At 70.4% G+C, this 16,258-nt stretch carries 13 protein-coding genes; 6 read left to right on the top strand and 7 right to left on the bottom strand.

Going from position 1 to position 16,258, the window contains the following annotated elements; genetic code table 11:
- Positions 1–11 precede the first annotated feature (11 nt).
- Genes D0T12_RS04270 through D0T12_RS04280 form a run of 3 tightly spaced genes read right to left on the bottom strand, consistent with a single transcriptional unit; the run spans position 12 to position 2,459 of the window.
- Positions 12–1,268, bottom strand: a complete 1,257-nt coding sequence (locus D0T12_RS04270) for an MFS transporter (protein ID WP_117397893.1) — start codon at positions 1,266–1,268, stop codon at positions 12–14.
- Positions 1,261–1,611, bottom strand: a complete 351-nt coding sequence (locus tag D0T12_RS04275; RefSeq protein WP_117397894.1) for a VOC family protein — start codon at positions 1,609–1,611, stop codon at positions 1,261–1,263. Before D0T12_RS04275 ends, D0T12_RS04270 begins: the two co-directional genes overlap by 8 nt.
- Positions 1,612–1,655: 44 nt before the next feature.
- Entirely contained in the window at positions 1,656–2,459 is an 804-nt protein-coding gene (locus tag D0T12_RS04280; protein WP_117397895.1) for an SDR family NAD(P)-dependent oxidoreductase, read from the bottom strand.
- A gap of 131 nt (positions 2,460–2,590) precedes the next feature.
- On the opposite strand from D0T12_RS04280, the gene D0T12_RS04285 reads away from it, so the two are divergent.
- Complete coding sequence (locus D0T12_RS04285; protein WP_117397896.1) at positions 2,591–3,232, top strand: winged helix-turn-helix transcriptional regulator; 642 nt, start codon at positions 2,591–2,593, stop codon at positions 3,230–3,232.
- 22 nt (positions 3,233–3,254) lie between these two features.
- Here D0T12_RS04285 and D0T12_RS04290 read toward each other — a convergent pair whose 3' ends face one another.
- Positions 3,255–4,118 carry a hypothetical protein gene (locus D0T12_RS04290; protein WP_117397897.1) on the bottom strand — a complete coding sequence of 288 codons (864 nt, stop codon included), beginning with the start codon at positions 4,116–4,118 and terminating at the stop codon, positions 3,255–3,257.
- Positions 4,115–4,459, bottom strand: coding sequence for a PadR family transcriptional regulator (locus tag D0T12_RS04295; protein ID WP_233525836.1), 345 nt, complete (start codon positions 4,457–4,459; stop codon positions 4,115–4,117). Before D0T12_RS04295 ends, D0T12_RS04290 begins: the two co-directional genes overlap by 4 nt.
- 352 nt (positions 4,460–4,811) lie before the next feature.
- Here D0T12_RS04295 and D0T12_RS04300 point away from each other — a divergent pair, with 352 nt between their 5' ends.
- From D0T12_RS04300 to D0T12_RS04315, 4 genes are all read left to right on the top strand, one after another.
- Positions 4,812–6,188, top strand: coding sequence for an FAD-binding oxidoreductase (locus tag D0T12_RS04300; RefSeq protein WP_147339369.1), 1,377 nt, complete (start codon positions 4,812–4,814; stop codon positions 6,186–6,188).
- Between the two features lie 106 nt (positions 6,189–6,294).
- On the top strand, positions 6,295–7,887 hold the full coding sequence (locus D0T12_RS04305) for an alpha/beta hydrolase (protein WP_199487269.1): 1,593 nt from the start codon (positions 6,295–6,297) through the stop codon (positions 7,885–7,887).
- Positions 7,884–9,065: a serine hydrolase domain-containing protein gene (locus D0T12_RS04310; RefSeq protein ID WP_117397899.1), complete on the top strand. Its 1,182-nt coding sequence runs from the start codon at positions 7,884–7,886 to the stop codon at positions 9,063–9,065. Before D0T12_RS04305 ends, D0T12_RS04310 begins: the two co-directional genes overlap by 4 nt.
- Positions 9,066–9,377: 312 nt before the next feature.
- Entirely contained in the window at positions 9,378–9,743 is a 366-nt protein-coding gene (locus D0T12_RS04315) for a hypothetical protein (protein WP_117397900.1), read from the top strand.
- Between the two features lie 156 nt (positions 9,744–9,899).
- Here the strand turns inward: D0T12_RS04315 and D0T12_RS04320 are convergent, their stop codons facing one another.
- A complete protein-coding gene (locus tag D0T12_RS04320; protein ID WP_158581404.1) occupies positions 9,900–11,147 on the bottom strand; it encodes an MFS transporter in 1,248 nt (415 codons plus the stop codon).
- Between the two features lie 105 nt (positions 11,148–11,252).
- Positions 11,253–14,465: an AfsR/SARP family transcriptional regulator gene (locus tag D0T12_RS04325; protein ID WP_117397902.1), complete on the bottom strand. Its 3,213-nt coding sequence runs from the start codon at positions 14,463–14,465 to the stop codon at positions 11,253–11,255.
- A gap of 166 nt (positions 14,466–14,631) precedes the next feature.
- Between D0T12_RS04325 and D0T12_RS04330 the strand changes: the two genes are divergently transcribed.
- Positions 14,632–16,227: an MFS transporter gene (locus tag D0T12_RS04330; protein WP_117397903.1), complete on the top strand. Its 1,596-nt coding sequence runs from the start codon at positions 14,632–14,634 to the stop codon at positions 16,225–16,227.
- Positions 16,228–16,258: the final 31 nt, after the last annotated feature.

The raw sequence follows: 16,258 nt of genomic DNA on the forward strand, positions 1-16,258 counted from the left end.
GCCGCACTTGATCATGGTGTTGCCTGCGGCGAGGTCGCGGACGCCGGTTGCGCCGGGGTCGCCTCACCGGCGGGCGCGGCGTCCACCGGCGGCTTCAGGAAGCCGGTCGCCCAGGCGACCGGGATCGTGACCACGGCGATGACCAGCCCGGTGATCACCGGGGCGGTCGCGCCGTACTTGTCGATCGCGACACCACCGGCGAACGCCCCGAAGGCGATACCGATGTTGGCCGCGGAGACCGGCAACGACTGCGCGAGCTGGCCCCCGGGCCCCGCCAGGGCGATCACCCGGACCTGAAGGGAGGGCACGATGCTGTAGAAGCAGAGGCCGAAGGCGAGCAGCACGATCGCGACGAGCCACGCGATCGATCCGACGAGGTAGAGCACCAGCAGACTGACCGCGATGCCGACGGAGCCGACGATCAGGGCGCGTCCGGCGTTCCGGTCGGCGAACCTGCCGCCGCCGAACGAGCCCACGGCCGTGGCCGCGCCGTAGGCCAGCAGGAACACGCTCAGCATCGCGCCCGTGACGCCGGTGACGTCCCGCAGGAACGGCACGAGGTAGGTCAACGTCGCGAAGATCGCCGAGAACACGATGAAGTTGAGGAACAGCACGGCGAGCACCCGAGGGGCGAACGCGTACCTGGCCTGGTGGGCGGCGCCGGCACCGGCGGGCGGCACGGTCGGGATCAGCGCCACCGTCCCGACCAGCACCACCACGGCGCCCGCCACGATCGCCATGAACGATCCGCGCCAGCCGAGGGTCTGGCCGACCAGCGTCCCCAGCGGCACCCCGAGCGCCCCCGCCATCGCGACACCGGAGATGACGATCCCGATCGCCTTGCCGATGCGCTCCGCCGGGACGACCACCACGGCCGCCATGAACGCACCGGCGATGAACAGGCCCTGCAACGCGCCGATGAGGAAGCGCAGCACGAGGAACAGGGCGTAGGAATGGGTCAGCGCCGCGACCAGGTTGCACACGACGAACAAGGCGACCGCGCCGCCGAGGACGGTCTTCTTCTCCATCCTGATGGTCAGCGCGGTCAGAATCGGGCCACCGATGGCGAGGCCCAGCGCGTACACGGTCACCAGGGTGCCGGTCGCGGCGATGGTGACGTGGAAGTCGGCGGCGATCCGGTCCAGCACGCCGACCACGAGCAGTTCGCCGCTGCCCAGCACGAACATTCCCAAGAACAGCGTGGCCAGAGCCAGATTGGACCTGGCCGGACTCGGCGCCGTCTGCCGGTGGCGTCTGGACTCAGCCATCTTTCCTCCATTCGATGATCTGCAGGTAATTTCCGTCGGGATCGGCGAACGTGCCGAACTTGCCCTTCTCCCGCTCCTCGACCGAGATCCATTCCACGCCGGCCGTGGTCAGCCGGGCCTGTTCGGCGTCGAAGTCGTCGACGTCGAAGTTGATGATCGTGCGACCGGGTTGGTCGTTCTTCGCCGAGACGTCCTCGCGCCCGTCGATGACCAGCAGGAAGCCGCCCAGGTCGATCGGGCCCTCACCGGTGAACTCGGGTGCCAGCGCCTTGATGTACCAGGCCCTCAGCTCCGCCGGACGGGTCGTGCCGAGCAACATGCTCGCGGGCTTCAGAGTCGTCATATCGAATCTCCTCGGTTGATTGTCAGCGTCCGCAGGCTCGGAACTCAGTCGACAAGTGCGCCGCCGGAGAGATTGACGGTCGTCCCGGTCACGACGCCCGCCCGATCCGAAGCCAGGAATGCCGCGGTCTCCGCGATCTCGGAAAGCGAGGGCAGCCGCTTCAGCAGCGTTCCCTGCGCGAGCCCGCCTTCCAGGAATTCCTGCACCGACTGCCCGGCCGCTTCCGCGGTCGGCCGGAAAAGGTCCTTGGTGTAGGAACCCGCCGCGGGCGCATCGGCGACGGCATGCGGGCGTATGCCGATCACCCGGATACCGGCGGGGGCCAACTCCGCGGCCAGGATCCGGGAGAACGCCTCCTTACCGGCCGCGCTCACCGCATGCCCCAAAATGCCGCCGACGGCCAACTTGGAGCCCGGCTCTGACAGGGTCAATATGACGCCGGGACGCTCGCGTCCCATGTGCGGTGCCACGGCCTTGCTGGTGTTGAACAGCGCCCGCAGGAAGCCGTCGATCGGTCGCATGAACTCGTCCAGTGTCAGGTCCGCCAGCGATGTCCCCTGGTCGTGCATGACGCTGACCGCGTTGAGAGCGATGTCGATGCCGCCGGCCGACGCGGCGACCGCGGCGGCGTGCTTCTCGACCGCCTCCTGATCGAGGACGTCGACCCGCGCGGTCTCGACGGTCCCGCCTTCCAGGTCGATGTCACGCGCCACGGCGTCGAGCTTCGCCCGCGTCCGTCCGGCGACGAAGACCCGCGCGCCTTCCCGGGCGAAGACCCTGGCGACGGCGCCGCCGATGGCGCCTCCACCCCCATAGATCACGGCGTTCTTGTCCTTGAGCAGCAACATGCTTCCTCCCGTCCGCTCGCGGCCGGCCCGATCGGCGCGACCGCGGTCGACAAAGAGTAACCAGAGTTGGTTGTTAAAAACAACTAGACTCGATGATAGTTTAGGATCGTACGGGAGGAGGAGTGTGAACCATGCCGACCAGTCGCAGCTACTGGGACTCATGCGGGATCGCGCGGGCCCTCGACGTCGTCGGGGAGCGTTGGGCGCTGCTGATCGTCCGCGAGCTGCTCCTGACGCCCCAACGGTTCTCGGAGTTGCGGCAGGCCCTGCCCAACGTCAGCTCGAACGTGCTCGCCGACCGGCTCCGGGAACTGGAGAACCGGGGAGTGATCCGCCATGGACCGGCGGACGCGGAAGGCCCGAAGGTCTACGAGCTGACCGAATGGGGCCGGAAGCTGGAACCGATCGTGCGGGCCCTGGGCACCTGGGGGATCGACGCGCCCCAGCCGCCCGAACCGGCCGCGCTCAGCGCCAGCTCCGTGCTGATCTACCTGGAGGACGCCGCCCGGCCCGACCCCACCGCACCGCCCACGGTGTGCAGGCTGGAACTCGGAGGACGGGTCTGGACGGTGCGACTGGCGGACGGGCGGCTTCAGGTGCAGGCCGGGGAGACGACGACGGCGGACGCCTCACTCCGCGCGGAGCCCAAGACTCTCAGCACCCTGCTGGCCGACCCGTCCGCGCTCGAAAAGAAGTGTGACGACGGCAGCATCACCGTCGTGGGAGACCTGTCGGCCATCCGCCGCCTGCTGTACGCGGGTTCCGGACGGTGATGCCTGTCGTGTCGTGCTTCGGCTATTGCGGATGGCGTGCCGTGGGGACGGGCTGGGGACGCCATGCCGTCGCAGCCATGGCGAGCAGGAGCCCGGTGAGGATCAACCAGTAGCCGAAGATCTGTGTGCTCGACGGCGGGTCGGTGAGCGGGGTGATCGCGCCTGGCAGAACGTAGATGGCCGCGGCCAGTGCCCAGCGTGGGGTGCGCGCGACCGCGGTGGCCAGTACTCCGGCGAGCAGGAGGATGCTCTCGGTGCCCGCCCTGACCAGTTGCCATGTCTCGCCGTACTCGCGGATCCCGAACAGGTGGACGAGCGCCAGGGCGGCCGCGGGAATCACCAGCCACCACAGTGGCCGCACACGCAGATCCCGGGGACGGCCCGCCGCGAGCGCGATGGCCCCGATCGCCAGTACGCCGTAGGGGGCCAGCGAAACCCAGTTGTGGTACGCCGGTCCCAGGAACTGCGACGACCAGGCCGTCGCCTCCGGGCCCACGAGCATGGCCCGGCCGGTGGAGAACGCCACGGCCAGGGCGAGCGGCAGGACCGCCAGTGTCCAGCCGCGCAGCAACGCCACGGCGAGCAGTGCCGAGATGGCCAGCCAGCCGGGAGAGGCGTGGTCGGCGATGCCGTACGCCAGATTGGCGAGCGCCAGCATGGACAGGCCGAGTTGTACGCCGTCCGCCCACCACGGCCCGGCGGTCGCGCGGGCCCTCGCGGTCAAGCCCGCGGTGAGGAGTCCGGCTGTCTCCCGTGGCCAGGGATGGCGGCGTGGGGTGTCGTTCAGCAACGTGCCGAGGATCTCGGCGCCGTACTCGGCGCGGTGATCCGGTGGGAACGCCCGCAGGAACAGCCGGTACCAGCGTTCGGTGAATGCTCCGCTCATGCTCGGGCGTCTCCCGTCAGAGGGGAGGTACGGCCCATGACGACCTGGGCGGCCTGCTGCAACCGCCGGGCCTCCCGTGTGACGGCCGAGCGCCCGTCCTCGGTCAGCCGGTAGTAGCGACGCGGACGCCCCTGGACGGTCTCTTCACCGTCCACGACGACCAGTCCGTCGCGGGCCAGCCGGTCGAGTGCGCCGTAGAGGGTGCCGACGGCCAGGCGGACCCGTCCGTCCGACTGCGCCTCCGCCCTCTTGATGATCCCGTAGCCGTGCACCGGCCCGTCCAGGAGCGCGGCCAGCACGAAGTACGTGGGCTCGCTCATCACACTGGTTCGCTTGACCATACGCGGGACGATACATCGTCGGCCGAAGTATTGGAAGCGTGGTCCGTGGGCATGGCAAGGACCTGTCCATGTACGGCTTCATCGAACCTGGAAGAGAAATCGGCGCCGCGCTTCACCAGGCCATTCGCGGTACTTTCCGGCGCGGCGAGCAGAAACGATCTCCGTCCTCCTATGATCGAAAATCCGACTCACTTTAGGAGGGGGACCGTTGCGAGTCAGTCGTCGCGCTTTTCTGCTCGCCGGTGCCGGAACGGGGGCGTTGGCCGCCCTCGACGGTGCCGGGGCCGTTGCCTTAGCCGATAGCTGGAGCGTTCCATGGAATCGTCTGCGCCGTGCCGTCGACGGGCCCGTCGTGCTGCCCGGAGATCCCGCCTACGCGAGGGCGAAGCAGGCGCACTACGCGCAGTATGACGTCATATCCCCGCAGGCGGTCGCCTACTGCACGTCCGCCCGGGACGTGAGCGCGTGCCTGCGATTCGCACGCGACCACGGCATCGTCGCGACCGCGCGCAGCGGCGGGCACAGCACCGCCGGATACTCGACCTCCCGCGGCCTGATCGTGGACGTCTCCCGGATCAAGGGGGTGCGGCTCCAGGGGCGGAACGCCGTCCTGGGAGCGGGCGACCATCTCGTCGACGTCACCCATGGGCTGGCGCCGCACGGTCTCGGCTTCCCCGGCGGGCTTTCCCCGACCGTCGGTGTGGCGGGATTCCTTCAGGGCGGCGGCCACGGGTTCCTCACCCGCAAGGAGGGCATGGGCTGCGACCATATCCTGGCCGCCGAGGTCGTCCTCGCCGACGGGGAGATCGTCGTGGCGAAGCCGGACCACAACGCCGAGCTGCTGTGGGCGCTGCGCGGTGGAGGAGGCGGGAACTTCGGAATCGTGACCCGCTTCCAGGTGCGTCCCGTCGTGGTATCGACCCTGGTCAACTTCGACCTGACCTGGACCTGGGAGCATGCCGCGCGGGCGCTGTCGGCGTGGCAGCACTGGATCGCCGCGGCCCCCCGAAACCTGGGCTCGCAACTGGACGTCCTGCTCGTGGACGCCGCCCCCGGCTCGGCGCCGATGGTGAGCCTCTCCGGCGTCTGGTCGGGCGACGCGGCCGGGGCCGCCGCCCAGCTGAACGAGCTGGTGGCCGCCGTCGGCGCGCCACCGGCGACACGGCGCGAGAAGCAGATGCCCTACCGGGACGCGATGATGGAGTGGTACGGCTGCGCCGACCACACCGTGCCGCAGTGCCACCGGTCGGGCTCCGGCAAAGGCGTCCTTCCCCGGGACGCGTTCTTCCTGGCCCGAGCGCGCATGTACGACGCCCCACAGTCCGCCTCCACCGTCGACACGGTGCTGGAGGCGTTCGACGCCGACCGACGGGCGGGGCACACCCGCGTGCTCAGCGCGCTGGCGTTCGGCGGGAAGGTCAACACGGTCTCCCGCACCGAGACCGCGTACGTCCACCGCGACACCCAGTACGCACTCGTCGCGGCGACCAGGCTGGAGACCGGCACGCCCAAGAAGGCCGACCGGACCGCCGCGCAGGCCTGGGAGGACGACATGTTCCGGGTGCTGGACCCCAGCTCCAACGGGGAGACCTACCAGAACTTCGTCGACCCGGCCATGACGGACTGGCGGAGCGCCTACTACGCCGAGAACTACGCCCGACTGGTAGCCATCAAGAAGCACTACGACCCCGACCGCTTCTTCGACTTCCCCCAGGCGATCGGCGCCTGATCCCGTCGAATTCCCCTGGACGGGCACGGGGTAGGGCTGTCACTACCGTCCTGTGACGAGCCTGCCGTAATGACGCGCCCGGGTGCCGCGCGATGAGATCGCATGCATGATCATTCATCGTTTCGCGGTCCCGCGCGCCGTCATGGCGGTCGGCGCGCTCGGCCTCGCCGGGGTCGTCGCCTGGACGACCACCGCCGCGGCGGCCCCGGCTCCCGGACCGTCCCGGGCCCCGGCGTCCGGTGCCCTCACGCGCTTCGTCGACCAGCCCGTCGCCTGGGACACCTGCCCTGAGGACGCCGCCGACCTGAGGGAGGCGGGCGCGCAGTGTGCGGAGTTGACCGTCCCGCTCGACCACGCCGCCCCGAACGGCACCACGATCAAGATCGCCGTCTCGCGGATCAAGGCGAAGGACCGGGCGCACCGGCGCGGCATCCTGCTGTCCAACCCGGGTGGGCCCGGCGGGCCCGGCCTGGAGTACACGGCCGCGCTGCGGCCCGCGATGAAGGACGTGGCCGACCGCTACGACCTGATCGGCTTCGATCCGCGCTTCGTCGGGCGCAGCACCCCGATCTACTGCGGCACGTCCCCGCGGCCACGGCCGACCCACTCGCGACGCGAAGCGTTCGAGGCGTCCGTCCGGGGCGCGCAGGAGACCGCGCGGCGGTGCTTCAAGCACGAGAACAACGCGGCGCTGCTGCCGTACGCGTCCAGCCGGAACCTCGCCCGCGACATGGACCTGATCCGCGCCGTCCTCGGTGAACGCAAGCTGTCCTACTACGGCATCTCCTATGGCGGGGACCTCGGCGCGGTCTACACGCAGATGTTCCCGGACCGCGTCGACCGCGTCGTGATCGACAGCGTCACCGACCCGGCCAAGACGCAGTACGAGAACTTCCAGGCCGCGGGCCCGGCGCAGGAGCGCGGCCTGGACGAATGGGCCGCCTGGACGTCCCGGCGCGCCGCCGAGTACCGCCTCGGCATCACACCCCGCCAGGTCAGGGAGAGCGTGGAGCGGCTGACCGCCCGCGTGGACCGGGGCCCGATCCGGCTCAGCGGCCATTCCGTGGACGCGAGCGTCCTCGGCCTCCTGCTGCGCCAGTTCGTCGGCAACGAGGAGGACAACGAGCTTCTCGCGAAGTCAGTGCGCGATTTCGTTGACGCGTCCGAGGGGCGGCAGGTCGAGGCCAATCCAGAACTGAAGAATTGGCTCGACCTGTTCAGCGAGCCGAACCCGGCACTGGACAACCTCTTCAACAGCGGAAACGCGTACCTGTGCGGGGACGGCGGCTGGCCCGCCGGGGGCTGGCCGTCCGATCCCGAGCAGTATTGGCGGAACATCCAGCGCGCCCGGCACACGCAACCGGTGTTCGCGCCGGTGGCCAACGCCATTTTCCCGTGCCCGTTCTGGAAGACCCCGCCGCGCGAGCCGGGCGTCGCGATCGACAACAAGGTCCCGGTTCTCGTCTTGCAGGCCAGGCGGGACAACAACGTCCCCTATCCGGGCGCCGTCGCGCTGCACCGCGCACTCAAGGGCTCGCGCCTGATCTCGGCCGACATCCGCTCGCACGGCGTGTACGCCCGCGGAATCGACGGGCTGACGCCCGTGCCCTGCGCGGACGACGCCGTCAACGCGTACCTGCGCACCGGCGCCCTGCCCGCCGCCGACATCGACTGCCCGCAACCCCGGAGGACCCGATGACCAGGCGTACCGCCGCCGTGGTGACCGCGGGTGCGCTGCTGGCGGCCCTGCTGCCATCCACCACCGCCGCCGCCCAACCGCATGGCGACGCACTCCAGCGCGACGTCGACGCGATCCGGACTACCGGCGCGACGGGCGTGCTCGCCGAGGTGCGAACGTCCACCGGCGCACACGCCGCCCGCGCAGGCGTCGCCGACCTGCGCACGGGCCGGCCCGTACCGTGGAACTCCTATTTCCGCATCGGCAGCGACACCAAGACGTACACATCAGTGGTCGCACTTCAACTGGTCGGAGAGGGAAAGCTCCAGCTGACCGACACCGTCGAGAAGTGGCTGCCCGGCCTCGTCCGAGGAAAGGGGAACGATGGCCGGAAAATCACCGTCAAGAACCTGCTCCGCCACACCAGCGGACTGAACGACTATGTGGCCGTCGAACTCGGCGACGGCAGCGACTGGACGCCGGAGAACTTCAAGAAGAACCGTTTCCGTGTCTCCACCCCGCAGGAGAAGGTGGCGACGGCGATGACGCGGCCGCCGCAGTGGGTGCCGAACACGTCCAACCCGGCCGAGGAGACCCGCTGGGGCTACTCCAACACCAACTACGTGCTGGCCGGACTGATCATCGAGAAGGTCACCGGACGAGCCTGGGAGCAGGAGATCCACGAGCGGATCATCGAACCGGTCGGGCTACGGCACACGATCACGCCCGGCACGTCGGCGTACGTCCCGCAGCCGAGCGCGACCGCCTACACGCAATTCCCGGGGCGCAAGGACCTCACCGACACCTCGATCAACGTCGGCGCCGGTCCCGAGGGCGGGATCATCAGCACCCCGCACGACCACGCGACGTTCCTCCGCGCCCTCCTGGGCGGACGGCTGCTACCACCGGCGCAACTCGCGCAGATGAAACAGACCGTCCCGGTGGACGACTGGATCCCCGCGGACGGCGTCCGGTACGGCCTCGGCATCGCCTGGCGACCCGTCCAAGACTGCACGGGCGGGGTCTGGTTCCACGGCGGCACCTCCTACGGCGTCATCTCGGAGTCCGGCGCGAGCGCTGACGGCCACCGCGCCGCGAGCGTCGCCGTGTCCACGTTCCGCCCCGGCGACCCCGCCCAGGACGCCCAGGACAAGGCGTCACTCCGCCTGGTCGACCGCGCGGTCTGCGACACCCCCTGACCGACCGCGTCCAGCACCGACGGCCCGGCCGAGCGCCTCACCGCCCGCCGGGCCGTCGCCGCGCGGGACGCGTCCGGGCCCGGGTGGCATCCGACACAGTGGCGGAACCGGCAAGATCGACAAGAAGGCCATGCGCGCCGCTCTCACCGCGTGAAGACGAGATGCGCGTATCGATTCATCAATGAGCCGCGCCGACGTGATCAGCGGAAATGCGTTTCCGTGGTGGCTTGGCACGCCATCTGAGCGATATCAGGGAAAGAATCGAGGAGCTGTTCCGCAACTCCGATCTGATGCGCGCTGCAACCCGCCCCAGTGCTGACCGTCAGGCAATCAAGCGACGCGGTCGCGGTACCCGACCGCGAGCGGCTCGGCGTCGCCTTCCGCGTGCTCCTGGTGCTGCGCGGGCTGGTGCTGGCCATGACCGTCATGCTCGTCCCGGACGACTGGCACGACCCGTCGCTGATGCTCGCGGTCGTCGCCGTGGCAACCGTAACGGCGATCGCCTGCCTGGCCTGGCGCGGCGTCCTGTCCCTTTACTACGGCATCCGCAGGCGCGACCGGACAGGAGGCCGCGGACCGGGCAACGGACCGGCATCGCGGCGGCGACCCGGCTCCCGAGCGGCCCGGCAGGCGGCGACGAGACGACGACGGGCGCGGCTTCGTCCCACCCCCGGATGACCGCTTGGACCTGTTCGCGCGGCACGGCCACTATGGCCTGAAGACAAGACCCACCCTGACGGCCACCCGTCCACCTGGCACAGGTGCCCCAGCCCTAACTCACCGCCGAAAAAGGCCCGCCCTCTAGTGCCGTGCACTACACATGGCCCGGGGAAGTTATGAGGCTGCGGGTTCAGGCTGACTCGCCGAGGCGGGCCGGTTGAGGCGAGCCGAGTACACGGACAGGAGGGCCAGCGCTGTCGCGGCCAATACCGAGATCCCGGTCACGAAGGCCGCGCTGGCGGGGCCTACCGCCTCGACCGCCGGGCCTATGGTGAGAAGGGCGACCGGTGCGAGTAGGTAACTGGCGACGATGCTCCAACTGTTGACCCGTACCAGGACCTCGGCAGAGAAGTGTTCCTGCAGGGCGGTCGTCCAGATGACGTAGTACGCGGCCTGGCAGAGACCCGGGACGGCCATCGCCAAAGCGATGATCGTCCAGGAGCACCCACTCGAAACGAACAGCATGGGAATGGCCGCTGTCGCGGGCAACGCCGTCGCCACCAGGATCGGCCGGTCCACCCTCAGCCGGGCCCCGACGAGGGCACCGACCAATGCCGCCAAGGCCTCGCAGGCGGTGACGATTCCCCAGCCCCATGCCCCGCCACGCCCCTGGGCCATGTAGAGCGGTCCGATGACCTCGATGAACGAGGCCGCGGCCACGATGAGGACGGTGAACTGCAAGGCCATCGTCCAGACCCAGCGGCAGGAGGAGAACTCCCTCCAGCCCACCCGCAAGTCCCCGGTGATTCCACCGGAATGGCGGTGCCGCAAGGTCTTCAGAAGCCCCAGGAGCAGGGCACTCACCACGCACAGAAGCCCTCTCGCCGTGGCGGCCCACCCGGCGCCCACCGTGCTGACCACCACTCCGGACGATGCCAGCCCGATGAGTAGCCCGGCTGATTCGGTCTGACTGACCAGCGCGTTGCCACCACGACGGCTCTGTCCGGTGAGCAGGTCGGCGACGATTCCCCGGATCGTCGGCAGGAACATCGCCGTCGCCACGCCCGACAGGACCGCCAGCCCGCACAGCAATGGCAGCGACGCCTTGTCCGTGAGAAAGCACGCGCCCAAACCCAGCCACGCCGCACTGGCCAGAAATTCGGCGGAGACCAGCACATGATGGCGCCGGAAGCGGTCACCGGCGACCCCGACGCCGACCATCAGCACCGCGGGTGCCGCCTTGCAGGCCAGCACCACGGAGAGTTCCGCGGCACCGTACCCGAGCCCCATCACGCCCCACGCCAGGGCCAACTGCCCGAACCCGACGCCCGCACTGGAAACCAGCCGCGACGCGAACAAGGGAGCGATCGAACGATTCTTCAACAGGGCCAGTGGAGCGAAGAACCCGACCACAGCGGGCACGACCAACACACAAGATCTCAAGCGTGTCTCTCTCCACGCGAAACCGAGCTCCCTCGTCCAAGCACGGAGAGTATCGATATAACTCTAATCTGTCACGAGGGCAACTCATCCACCCAGCGTTGATTCGTCGAGCTGGATGGTGCGGCCGTGTTCGAAGGTGGTGCGGTAGGTGTCCTCGTCGAGGTGTTCGCGGACGGTGCGAGTGATGCGGTCCACGTCGCCGCGTTCGGCCGGGGGGAGCGGCATGTTCACCGAGTCTCGGGCTGCGGCCGCCGCGCCCAGTAGGAGGGCGGCGGAGGTGTGGCGGGCCGCGAGGGTGTGTGCGCCTGCCAGGCCTTCCAGTGCCAGGGCCATGGCCCGCGCGTCGCCGGTGTTGCGCGCGGCGGCCCAGCCCTCCAGGTGCAGGCGCAGGGACGTCGCCGCGTCGCCGCGCAGTTCGGCGATGAAGCCGAGTTCGGCCAGCACCAGTGCGCGGCCGGGTTCGAAGTTCAGCCGGGTGAGCCACTCCAGGACGTGGCGCAGATGGGTTTCGGCGGCGTCGAGCCGTCCCTCCCGCCGGGCGCCGAGGCCGAGGCCGACCTCGGCGCGGATCTCGCCCGGTTTGAAGCTGTGCTCGGCCGCCACCCGCAGGGCGTCCTGGTGGAACTCGCGTGCCCTGGCGTGGTCACCGGCCAGCATCGCCAGGTTGCCCAGCCCGCTCAGGGTGTCGGAGACCTGCGACCACATGCCGAGTTCCTCGGCGATGCGCCGTCCCTCCTGGAACAGCCGTTCCGCCCGGTCGTAGTCGCCGTTCATCTCGGCGAGCGAGGCCAGGGGTTCGACGGTCTGCAACCGTCCCCACAGGTCGCCGAGTTCGCCGAAGATCTCCGCGCTTCGGTGGCCGTCGCGTTCCAACGTGACCAGGTCCCCGCGGACGTGGGCCTGGTTGGCGCGGACGCTCAGGGCCGCGGCGACACCCCACCGGTCGTCCAACCCGTGGAAGCCGTCCAGTACCCGTCCGATCACCTCCTCGCTGGCGGCCTGGTGACCGCCGCCGAACAATGCGAAACCGAGGAACCACAGCGTGCGGAGGCTCTCGGTGTCCTCGGGCAGGTTCGCGTTGATCCGGCTCCATGGGGCGACGGTGTCGCCGACCAGGGCGGCGAAGCCCGCCTGCCACGCCTCGGCCCGGGCCCGTGTCGAGGCGGCCGTCGGCGGGACCTCGATCGCCAGGGCCCGCTGGAACGACCGTTCGGCCTCCCTCAACCTGCCGCGCAGGAACCAGTACCAGGCCGCCGCGTTGCACAACCTCAGCGCGTGCGATGCCTTGCCGTGGTGCAGCGCGTTCTCCAGCGCCCGCCGGACGTTCGCGGCCTCGGCGTCCAGACGTCCCAACCACTCGCGCTGGTCACTGCCGCGCAGGTGGGACGTGGCGTCTTCCAGGAGCTCGATGTAGTAGTGGCAGTGCTTGAGGCGCACACGTTCGCTCTCGCCGGCCTCCTGGAGGCGCGCCAGGCTGTACTCCGCGACGGACTCCAACAGCCGGTACCGGGGACCACCGGCGTGGTCGGCCATGACGACCAGCGAACGGTCGACCAGACGGGCGAGCAGGGCGAGCACGTCCTCGGACCGGACGCCGCCACCGGAGCACACGATCTCCGCCGCGCCCAGCGTGCAGCCCTCGGCGTGCACGGCGAGCCGGCGCAGCACCGCGCGCTCGGGCCCGGTCAGCAACTCCCAACTCCAGTCGATCATCGCGCGCAGTGTCCGCTGGCGGGGAGGGGCGCCGCGGTATCCGCGGGCCAGCAGCCGGAACCGGTCGTCCAGCCGGGCGATCAGGCCGGGCAAACCGAGCGCCCGGACCCGGGTGGCCGCCAGCTCCAGCGCCAGCGGGATGCCGTCCAACCGCCGGCAGATCACCGCGACGTCGTGGGCGTTGCCGGCGTCCAACCGGAATCCCGGGGACGCGGCGGCGGCCCGCGCGACGAACAACCGCGCGGCACTGGAACGTTCGACGGCCGCCGGATCGGACGCGGTCGCGGGGACGTCCAGCGGCGCCACCGGGTAGATCGCCTCGCCGGAGATGCCCAGCGACTCCTGGCTGGTGGCCAGGACGCGCAGTTCGGGGGCACGCCGCAGCAGCACTGACACCAGGTCGGCCACCGCGTCGATCACATGCTCGCAGCTGTCGAGCACCAGCAGCAGCCGCCTGTCGCGCACCGCCTCGGCGAGCCGCTCGTTCGCCGGGGCGGCGGGGCCGGCAGGCCCGATGGACGCCGTTCTCGGTCCGCTCTCCTCCCGGATGCCCAGCACCGTCATGACCGCTTCGGCGACCGAGGCTCCCGCATGGCCGTCGTCGCCCAGTGCCGCCAGCTCGGCCAGCCAGGTGCCGTCCGGGTAGGCGTCCACCAGGCGCGCCGCGGTCTCCAGCGCCAGCCGGGTCTTGCCCACACCGCCCGGCCCGGTCAGGGTCACCAGGCGCGCCGCGGGCAACAGCGCCTTCACCGCTGCAACCGCCTCGTCCCTGCCGACCAGTTCGGTGACCGGGACGGGCAGGTTCGTCTGCGGGCGCGGCGGCGCGGAGTCGGCGTCCAGCGCCGGGTCCTGGGTCAGGACGGCCTGCCGCAGCGCGGTCAGTTCGGGACCGGGGTCGAGGCCCAGCTCCTCGGCCAGCCGGGCCCGGAGATCGTCGTACTGGGCCAGCGCCTCACTCGTCCGTCCAGCGCGGTAGAGGGCGCGCATCTGGAGCCCGCGCAGCCGCTCGCGCAGCGGATGGCGTCCGACCAGCTCGCTCAGCTCACCCGCCACCGCCGCGTGTTCGCCGAGTTCCAACCGGGCCGCGGCGTGCTCCTCCTCGGCGGCCAGCCGTTCCTCCTCCAGGCGCACGATCGTCGCCCGGACGAACTCCTCGTCCTCGAAACCGGCGAACGCCTGCCCACGCCACAGCGCGAGCGCGTCCGCCAGCAGCGACGCCTTCCCGCGCGGGTCGTCGGTTCCGCGGGCCAGGCCCGTCAGCTCGGCGAACCGGCCGAGGTCGACGGCGCCGTGGTCGGTGCGCAGCAGGTAGCCGTTCCCCTGGAACACCACCATGTCCCGGCCGCCGGGCTCGGCCTGCTCCAGGGCGCGGCGCAACTGCCAGACCTTGGTCTGCAGGACGGCGGAGGCGTTGCCGGACGGCTCCTCGCCCCACAGGTCGGCGATCAGGCGCGCCGCGGGCACCGGCCGGCCCTCGTGCGCGAGCAGGTCGGCCAGCAGCGCACGGGTCTTGCGTCCCGGCACCTTGACCGGACGTCCGTCCGACGTCCACACCGCGAGCGGCCCCAGCACCCCGAAACGCATGATCGTCACCGTATGGCCGGTGCCGGGCCACGCCAAGAGTCGACCGAGACCCGACCGAGAGCGCCCTGACACATGCTGGACCCGTCCTGCCATCTGACAGCGCACCGGACGGGCGCGAAGACGCCCGGAAACCGCACTGACCCAGCCGAACCACGAAGAGGTCTCCATGACGCTAGGAACTCAGGCAGACGCGGGCCTGCGGGCCGGTCCGCGAGAGTGGCTCGGACTGTTCGTCCTCACCCTGCCGACCATCCTGCTGGCCCTGGACGCGACCGTCCTGAACCTCGCCGTTCCGCACATCAGCGCGGACCTGCGGCCCACCAGCGCCGAACTGCTGTGGATCGCCGACATCTACGGCTTCATGGTCGCCGGTTTCCTGGTCACGATGGGCACGCTCGGCGACCGGATGGGCCGCCGCCGGCTGCTCATGATCGGAGCACTCGGGTTCGGTGCCGCCTCGGTGCTGGCGGCCACGGCCAACACCTCGGAGACGCTGATCCTCGCCCGCGCGCTGCTCGGCGTCACCGGTGCCACGCTGATGCCGTCCACGCTGGCCCTCATCACCAACATGTTCAAGGACCCGCGGCAGCGCGGCGTGGCCATCAGCGTGTGGGTGACCTGCTTCTCGGTCGGCATCGCCGTTGGACCGATCCTGGGCGGCGTCCTGCTGGAGTGGTTCTGGTGGGGTTCGGTGTTCCTGCTGGGCGTGCCGGTGATGGTCGTGCTCCTGGTGACCGGGCCGCTGCTGCTTCCGGAGTACCGCGATGACGAGGCGGGCCGGATCGACCTCGCCAGCGTCGTGCTGTCCCTGGTGACAGTGCTGCCGGCCATCTACGGCGTCAAACTGCTGGCCGAGCACGGCGCCGACGGTCTGTCGCTCGGGTCCATCGTCGTCGGCGCCGTCTTCGGTGTCGTGTTCGTGAAGCGGCAGACCAGACTGGCCGACCCGCTGCTGGACCTGCGCCTGTTTAGAAGCCGTGCGTTCAGCGCCTCACTGCTGGTCCTGCTGTTCGGCCTCGGCATCATGGGCGGCCTCTACCTGTTCATCGCCCAGTACTTGCAACTGGTCGGGGGCCTGTCGCCGGTCAAGGCCGGTCTGTGGCTGGTGCCCGCGGCCGTCGCCTTGATCGTCGCCTCCTCGCTGACGCCGGCGTTGGTCCGCCGGGTTCGTCCCGGCTTCGTCGTCGGCGGCGCCCTGAGCCTCTCGGTGGTCGGCTACTCGCTGATCACCCAGGTCGGCAGCACCGACGGGCTGCCGATGCTGGTCAGCGGCTTCGTGCTCGTCTACGTCGGCATCGGCCCGATGATGGTGCTCGGCACCGACCTGGTCGTCGGCTCGGCGCCCCCGGAGAAGGCCGGGTCGGCCGCCGCGATGTCCGAGACGGGCATGGAGTTCGGCATCGCCCTGGGCATCGCCGGGCTGGGCAGCATCGTGACCACCGTCTACCGGGGCGAGATCGCCGACGCGCTGCCCGCCGGGGTTCCGGCCACCGCGTCCGAGAACGCCCGCGACACGCTCGCCGGCGCCGCCGAGGTGGGACGCTCCCTGCCCGGCCAGCAGGGCGCGCAGATAGTGGACGCGGCACGCGAGGCGTTCACCAGTGGCCTGAACCTCGCGAGCGGCGTCGGCGGCGCCATCGTGGCGGCCCTGGCCGTCGCCGCCATGGTGCTGCTCCGGCACGTCCCGACCTCCGACCAGGCGGACGAGGAAGACGACGCGATCGCCGCCACCGAAGACGAACTGCCCACGACCATCCATTGAGGAAAATCCGGGGACACGCCCCCGACCGGCC

It is taken from the genome of Actinomadura spongiicola (assembly GCF_003432485.1).
GTDB lineage: Bacteria > Actinomycetota > Actinomycetes > Streptosporangiales > Streptosporangiaceae > Spirillospora > Spirillospora spongiicola.

What these genes read in the sequence shown, in the direction of transcription:
- D0T12_RS04330 (WP_117397903.1), top strand. Translation starts at nt 14,632, where the DNA reads ATGACGCTAGGAACTCAGGCAGACGCGGGCCTGCGGGCCGGTCCGCGA.
- D0T12_RS04295 (WP_233525836.1), bottom strand. Translation starts at nt 4,459, where the DNA reads ATGGTCAAGCGAACCAGTGTGATGAGCGAGCCCACGTACTTCGTGCTG.
- D0T12_RS04275 (WP_117397894.1), bottom strand. Translation starts at nt 1,611, where the DNA reads ATGACGACTCTGAAGCCCGCGAGCATGTTGCTCGGCACGACCCGTCCG.
- D0T12_RS04280 (WP_117397895.1), bottom strand. Translation starts at nt 2,459, where the DNA reads ATGTTGCTGCTCAAGGACAAGAACGCCGTGATCTATGGGGGTGGAGGC.
- D0T12_RS04290 (WP_117397897.1), bottom strand. Translation starts at nt 4,118, where the DNA reads ATGAGCGGAGCATTCACCGAACGCTGGTACCGGCTGTTCCTGCGGGCG.
- D0T12_RS04305 (WP_199487269.1), top strand. Translation starts at nt 6,295, where the DNA reads ATGATCATTCATCGTTTCGCGGTCCCGCGCGCCGTCATGGCGGTCGGC.
- D0T12_RS04270 (WP_117397893.1), bottom strand. Translation starts at nt 1,268, where the DNA reads ATGGCTGAGTCCAGACGCCACCGGCAGACGGCGCCGAGTCCGGCCAGG.
- D0T12_RS04325 (WP_117397902.1), bottom strand. Translation starts at nt 14,465, where the DNA reads ATGCGTTTCGGGGTGCTGGGGCCGCTCGCGGTGTGGACGTCGGACGGA.
- D0T12_RS04310 (WP_117397899.1), top strand. Translation starts at nt 7,884, where the DNA reads ATGACCAGGCGTACCGCCGCCGTGGTGACCGCGGGTGCGCTGCTGGCG.
- D0T12_RS04285 (WP_117397896.1), top strand. Translation starts at nt 2,591, where the DNA reads ATGCCGACCAGTCGCAGCTACTGGGACTCATGCGGGATCGCGCGGGCC.